Source organism: Bartonella sp. AD328YNZD (assembly GCF_042196425.1).
In genome coordinates, this window is record NZ_JBHIQG010000812.1 from 1 (window position 1) to 596 (window position 596).

Here is a 596-nt window from a genome sequence, read left to right on the forward strand (position 1 = left end):
GATGATCCTTACATTCTCATTCACGAAAAGAAATTGTCTAATTTGCAATCTCTTCTTCCTGTGCTTGAAGCTGTTGTTCAGTCTGGAAAACCACTTCTTATCATTGCTGAAGATGTGGAAGGTGAAGCTTTGGCAACGCTCGTGGTCAACAAGTTGCGTGGTGGTTTGAAAATTGCTGCTGTAAAAGCTCCTGGATTTGGTGATCGCCGTAAAGCAATGTTAGAGGATATCGCTATCTTGACATCCGGACAGGTTATTTCTGAAGATGTGGGCATTAAACTTGAAAATGTCACTTTGGATATGCTTGGACGTGCAAAGAAAGTGAATATTTCTAAAGAAAACACCACCATTATTGATGGTGCTGGACAAAAGGCTGAAATTACTGCTCGCGTCAATCAAATCAAGGCTCAGATTGAAGAAACAACTTCTGACTATGACCGTGAAAAATTGCAAGAAAGACTTGCTAAACTCGCTGGTGGTGTTGCTGTTATCCGTGTGGGTGGTGCAACAGAAGTTGAAGTGAAAGAAAAGAAAGACCGTGTTGATGATGCTTTGAATGCAACACGTGCTGCTGTTGAAGAAGGTATTGTTGCTGG

Annotated in this window: 1 protein-coding gene; it reads left to right on the forward strand. The window is 41.6% G+C overall.

All coding sequences use genetic code 11. The features are described 5' to 3' along the window. Positions 1-596: TCP-1/cpn60 chaperonin family protein (locus ACFIO3_RS15155; RefSeq protein WP_375704793.1), on the forward strand; the 596-nt coding region annotated here is incomplete at both ends.